The organism is Dietzia aerolata (assembly GCF_014144865.1).
GTDB classification, from domain to species: Bacteria; Actinomycetota; Actinomycetes; order Mycobacteriales; family Mycobacteriaceae; genus Dietzia; species Dietzia aerolata.
In genome coordinates, this window is record NZ_JAALDM010000020.1 from 1 (window position 1) to 5,351 (window position 5,351).

At 69.7% G+C, this 5,351-nt stretch carries 5 protein-coding genes; 3 read left to right on the forward strand and 2 right to left on the reverse strand.

Annotated features, from left to right (window positions below; all coding sequences use genetic code 11):
* Positions 1–580, reverse strand: a 580-nt coding sequence (locus tag G6016_RS01485; protein ID WP_241729654.1) for an amidase family protein, incomplete at its 3' end; no start/stop codon positions are given.
* A gap of 213 nt (positions 581–793) precedes the next feature.
* On the opposite strand from G6016_RS01485, the gene G6016_RS01490 reads away from it, so the two are divergent.
* Positions 794–1,471 (forward strand): hypothetical protein, encoded by a 678-nt coding sequence (locus tag G6016_RS01490; RefSeq protein WP_182630944.1) that lies wholly within the window; start codon positions 794–796, stop codon positions 1,469–1,471.
* A gap of 253 nt (positions 1,472–1,724) precedes the next feature.
* On the opposite strand, the gene G6016_RS01495 is transcribed toward G6016_RS01490, so the two are convergent.
* Positions 1,725–2,015: a DUF1540 domain-containing protein gene (locus tag G6016_RS01495; protein ID WP_182630945.1), complete on the reverse strand. Its 291-nt coding sequence runs from the start codon at positions 2,013–2,015 to the stop codon at positions 1,725–1,727.
* Between the two features lie 336 nt (positions 2,016–2,351).
* On the opposite strand from G6016_RS01495, the gene G6016_RS01500 reads away from it, so the two are divergent.
* Positions 2,352–3,941: a carboxyl transferase domain-containing protein gene (locus G6016_RS01500; RefSeq protein ID WP_182630946.1), complete on the forward strand. Its 1,590-nt coding sequence runs from the start codon at positions 2,352–2,354 to the stop codon at positions 3,939–3,941.
* A gap of 9 nt (positions 3,942–3,950) precedes the next feature.
* Positions 3,951–5,351: acetyl-CoA carboxylase biotin carboxylase subunit (locus G6016_RS01505; protein WP_182630947.1), on the forward strand; the 1,401-nt coding region annotated here is incomplete at its 3' end.

Here is a 5,351-nt window from a genome sequence, read left to right on the forward strand (position 1 = left end):
AGCCGCCGCCGTCGTTGGCGTGGGCCAGCGGGAGCGCGCCGGACGCCACGAGGGCGGAGGAGCCGCCCGACGATCCGCCGGAGGTCCGCCCGGTGTGCCAGGGATTGCGGGTCACGCGCCCGCCCTGCCGCTCGGTCGCGGCGGTCCAGCCGAACGGGGGCGTGTTGGTCATGCCGACGGAGATCATGCCGGTGGCGCCCAGTTCGGTGGCGACGATCCCGTCGGCTGCGGCGGGCACCGCATTGACGGCGTCGGAGCCCATGGTGGTGGGGTTTCCGGCCACGGCGACGTTGTCCTTGAATGCTCCCGGGACACCGGCGAAGACGGGGAGCTCGGTGCCGTCGCCCATCCGGTCGCCGAGGGCCCGGGCGCGCTCCAATGCCCGGTCGAAGTCGGAGTGGGCGAGCGCCCCGAGCGTTGGTTCGACGGCGGCGATGCGGTCGAGCGCCGCCTGCATGGCCTCGGCCGGATGGAGATCTCCGCTGCGTATGCGGTCCGCGATCCCCGTCGCATCATCGGTGCCGAGAGCGTCGTCCCGGAACGCGTGGAGTTTGCCGTGGCCCTGAGCGGTGTCGGTCATCTGTCCAGGGTAAATCGGCGAGGCGAACCGTGGGTGGCGCTCTGGTTCGGGTCGGAAGTTCTGGTCGGAAACCTTGACAAGTCCGGGATCCTCAGTCATATTAGCGAGACCTAACTAAGGCGAGGGTCACCTAACTCTCCTGGGGTGGTCAAGCGCAACCGCGTTGGGATGCGCGACCGAGTTGTGAAGCATCAGCAGTGTGGAGGTCCATCGATGGCAGCGAGCACGGGCGGGTCAAGTCCGGTCGTCACCGGAGCACGTCGACTGCTCGACGGCCACGGCATCGCCACGGTCGCCGTCCGCGGCAGCAAGGACCGCTCCGACGTGCTGGTCTCCGCCGGGCATCGCTGGATCGGCGACGGCGCGATCGTGGTGACGGGGACGCCCGCACCGTGGTCGGGGCTCATGGTCGAGCCCGGGGAGACCGTCGAGGTGGTCGTGATGATCGATGAGTGCGCCCCGATCGTCGAGGCCAAGGTCCACATCGCCAGCCTCTACGCGTTCGGCTTCGCCCGCGCCGCCCATCGCGGCGAGGGCTGGGTCGTAGAAATCGAGATCCAGCTGGGGGAGGTCGACGTGAAGCGACTCGGCCACTCCGGCACCGTCGACGCCCGCCTGCTCGACACCGTGCCCACCGACCCGCTCGCGGCCGACACCGCCGGCCTCGCAGACGAGCTCCGCGCCCGCTTCGGCGGAGACCTCGCGATGGTCACCGGCACCGGGGATCCGGCCAGCCCGCCGTATGTGCTGGGCGTGGACGCGGAGGGGCTGCACCTCATCACAGCGCTGGGGGTCGACGCGGATGTCGTCCACCTCCCGTTCCTGACCCGCGCGGAGTGCGTGGGAGACGTGGTGCGGGAGATGGGTCAGTACGTCGCCCGCGCGAGCTGAGGCTGACCTCGTCGTCGTAAAATCTTTTCGGTCTTTCTCGCGGCGGTGACGCTCCGCGCACGGTAGTCACGCACGCAAAAACCCCCGACCGGTGATGGTCGGGGGTTCTCGCGCATATTGAGGGGCGTCAGGCCGCGCTAGCAGCGGTGGCCGGGCGGTTCGGGCGGGACGTCGCCCGGGGTCCGGGAGCCTTATTTCCCGGACCGGGTCGGTGTGGGCCGGGTCGGGTCCGGCCGGGTCAGGCTGGGAAAGCTCAGGCCGTGGTGTAGGTCAGGCAGTCGGCGGTGTCCGCGCCGGAGCCGATCTTGACCGACTCGGCGGTGCAGAGCAGGTCCTTGTTGTGCGAGCACTCGACGCGCTGGCAGGCACCCACGTGGGCGGCGGCGGTGGGCAGGCCCCCGCGGACGTCCAGGGAGATGAAGGTGCCGCACTCGGCGTGATCGGGGGCGCCGGCGACGGTGATCGCGCCGGCGTTGCAGTTCTGCTCGCTGTTGAACGAGCACGCGGTGACGGTGCAGGTGCTGATTCCGGTGAGAGTGGCCATGACTAACGCTCCTCGAGGTGCCTGGGGGTGACAGGGAAGAGTCAACGCCGATTGTCGACGACTTGCAAGCAAAGTAAGGCTGTGCTAAGGGGGCTTAGGCTTGCCTTCGGTGTTGCGTTTATGCAGGTCGGGGTCGATTTGGCGCGGGCGGCGGGCCCTGGGTGGCCGGCGTTGCCCGCCCCGTCGCCACGAGTTTCCCTCACGTTTCCGGCCGGTGCCTCCCGGTGTCGCCCAAAAATCCTCCGAGCTCGCCCCCTCGCGACTCTGGACATTTGTGAGCCGCAGCACTATGGTCGATTTCAGTTAATCCGACTTAACTGAAAGGGAGCGGCGCAGATGACATCCGCGACCACCGACAGCGCGACCACCAATCGCCAGGCGCACTCCGAGCTCCTCGCCGACCTGCGCGCCCGCCTCGACCGCGCCGCGCAGGGCGGCGGTGAGAAGGCCCGCGCCCGCCACCTCGAGCGCGGCAAACTCCTGGCCCGCCAGCGCGTCGACGTCCTCCTCGACCCGGGCAGCCCGTTCCTCGAGCTCTCCCCGCTCGCGGCGGAGGAAATGTACGGCGGCAAGGCCCCCGCGGCGGGTGTCGTCGCCGGCATTGGCCGGGTGTCGGGCCGCGAGTGCCTGATCATCGCCAACGACGCGACGGTCTCCGGCGGCACCTACTACCCCATGACGGTCAAGAAGCACCTGCGCGGCCAGGAGGTGGCGCTGGCCAACAACCTGCCGTGCATCTACCTCGTCGACTCGGGTGGCGCGATGCTGCTCCAGCAGGACGACGTGTTCCCGGACCGCGACCACTTCGGCCGCATCTTCTACAACCAGGCCACCATGTCGGCGCGCGGCATCCCGCAGATCGCGGCGGTCATGGGGTCGTGCACCGCCGGCGGCGCGTACGTGCCGGCGATGAGCGACGAGGCCGTGATCGTGCGCAACCAGGGCACGATCTTCCTCGCCGGCCCGCCGTTGGTGAAGGCCGCGACGGGGGAGGAGGTCACCGCGGAGGAGCTGGGTGGCGGCGACCTGCACGCCAAGACCTCCGGTGTGGTGGACCACCTGGCCGACGACGACTACGACGCGCTGATGAAGGTCAGGGAGATCGTCGCGACGTGCCCCCCGGCCCCCGCTCCTGACTGGGAGGTCCTCGAATCGCGCGAGCCCGTCCGCCCGCAGAGCGATCTCTACGACCTCGTCCCGGTGGACTCGCGCACCCCGTATGACGTCCGCGACATCATCTCTACAATCGTAGACGGCGGCGAGTACACGGAGTTCAAGGAGAATTACGGCTCCTCCATGGTGACCGCGTTCGCGCGCATCCACGGCCACCCGGTGGGGATCATTGGCAACAACGGCGTGATCTTCTCCGAGTCGGCGCTCAAGGGTGCGCACTTCATCGAACTGTGCGACCGCCGCAAGATCCCGTTGGTGTTCCTGCAGAACATCACCGGCTTCATGGTGGGTCGGCAGTACGAGGCCGGCGGTATCGCCAAGAACGGCGCCAAGATGGTCACCGCCGTCGCGAACGCCCGAGTGCCCAAGTTCACGATCGTCGTGGGCGGCTCCTACGGCGCCGGCAACTACTCGATGTGCGGCCGCGCCTACTCGCCCCGCTTTCTGTGGATGTGGCCCAACGCCAAGATCGCCGTCATGGGCGGCCCGCAGGCGGCCGACACGCTGGCCTCGGTCCGCGCCGCGCAGGTCACCAAGGCCGGCGGCGAGTGGACCGACGAGCAGCAGGCCGAGTTCACCGCCCCGATCCGCGAGCAGTTCGAGGAGCAGTCCACCGCGTACTACTCCACGGCCCGCCTATGGGATGACGGGATCATCGACCCCGCCGACACCCGCACCGTCCTCGGCCTCGCACTTGCCGCGGCCGGCAACGCCCCCCTCGAGCCGGTCAACAACGGCGTCTTCCGGATGTGAGCTAAAGCTATGTCAGAGCAGTCACAGAATCGTCCCTCGAAACTCCACACCGTCCTGGTGGCCAACCGCGGCGAGATCGCGTGCCGCGTCATCCGGTCCCTGCGGGCCGCCGGCATCCGCTCGGTCGCCGTCTACTCCGATGCCGACGCCGACGCGCTGCACGTGCGCATGGCGGACGCCGCGGTCCGGCTGGGCCCGGCGCAGGCGTCGCAGTCCTACCTCGACATCGACAAGGTCATCGCCGCGTGCCGCGAGACCGGCGCGCAGGCCGTGCACCCCGGCTACGGCTTCCTGTCCGAGAACGCCGCGTTCGCCCGCGCGCTGGAGGAGGCGGGGCTGATCTTCGTGGGTCCGCCGGCGTCGGCGATCGAGACGATGGGCGACAAGATCACCGCCAAGGCGGCCGTCACCGCGCGTGAGGTGCCCACCGTCCCCGGGATCTCACGGCCAGGATTGAACGACGACGACCTCGTCGCCGGCGCAGCGGAGGTCGGCTACCCGGTCCTCGTCAAGCCTTCGGCAGGCGGTGGCGGAAAGGGTATGCGACGTGTCGAAGACCCCGCAGATCTGCCCGCCGCACTGGAGTCGGCGCGCCGCGAGTCGGCGAACGCCTTCGGTGACGACACCCTGTTCCTCGAGCGGTTCGTCGACACCCCGCGCCACATCGAGGTGCAGGTCCTGGCCGACACGCACGGCAACGTCATCCACCTCGGCGAGCGCGAGTGCTCGCTGCAGCGCCGCCATCAGAAGGTCATCGAGGAGGCGCCCAGCGCGCTGCTGGACGAGGCCACCCGCGAGCGCATCGGCCAGGCGGCCTGTGATGCGGCCCGCTCGGTCGGATACGTCGGCGCCGGAACGGTCGAGTTCATCGTCTCCGCCAACGCTCCGGACGAGTTCTTCTTCATGGAGATGAACACCCGCCTGCAGGTCGAGCACCCGGTCACCGAGATGGTCACCGGCGTGGATCTGGTCGACTGGCAGGTCCGCATCGCCGCCGGCGAGGAGTTGACGCTGCGCCAGGAGGACATCGTCCTTACCGGCCACGCGATCGAGGCCCGCGTCTATGCCGAGGACCCGGCCAAGGGCTTTCTGCCCACCGGCGGCACGGTGCTCGGGCTCGAAGAGCCGACGGGCAGCGGCATCCGCGTGGACTCCGGGCTGCGGGTCGGCACCGTCGTCGGCAGTGACTACGACCCCATGCTCGGCAAGGTCATCGCCCACGGCGCCGACCGCGCCGAGGCCCTGTCCCGCCTCGACGCCGCGCTCGCCGGCACGCACGTGCTGGGCCTGCGCACCAACGTCGACTTCTGCCGTTTCCTGCTCGCCCGCCCCGAGGTGGTGGCCGGCGACCTGGACACCGGCCTGCTCGACCGCAGCGTCGACGACTACCAGGCCACCCCGGCGCCCGAG

Coding starts and splice junctions, on each gene's coding strand:
- G6016_RS01490 (WP_182630944.1), top strand. CDS start 794: ATGGCAGCGAGCACGGGCGGGTCAAGTCCGGTCGTCACCGGAGCACGT.
- G6016_RS01500 (WP_182630946.1), top strand. CDS start 2,352: ATGACATCCGCGACCACCGACAGCGCGACCACCAATCGCCAGGCGCAC.
- G6016_RS01495 (WP_182630945.1), bottom strand. CDS start 2,015: ATGGCCACTCTCACCGGAATCAGCACCTGCACCGTCACCGCGTGCTCG.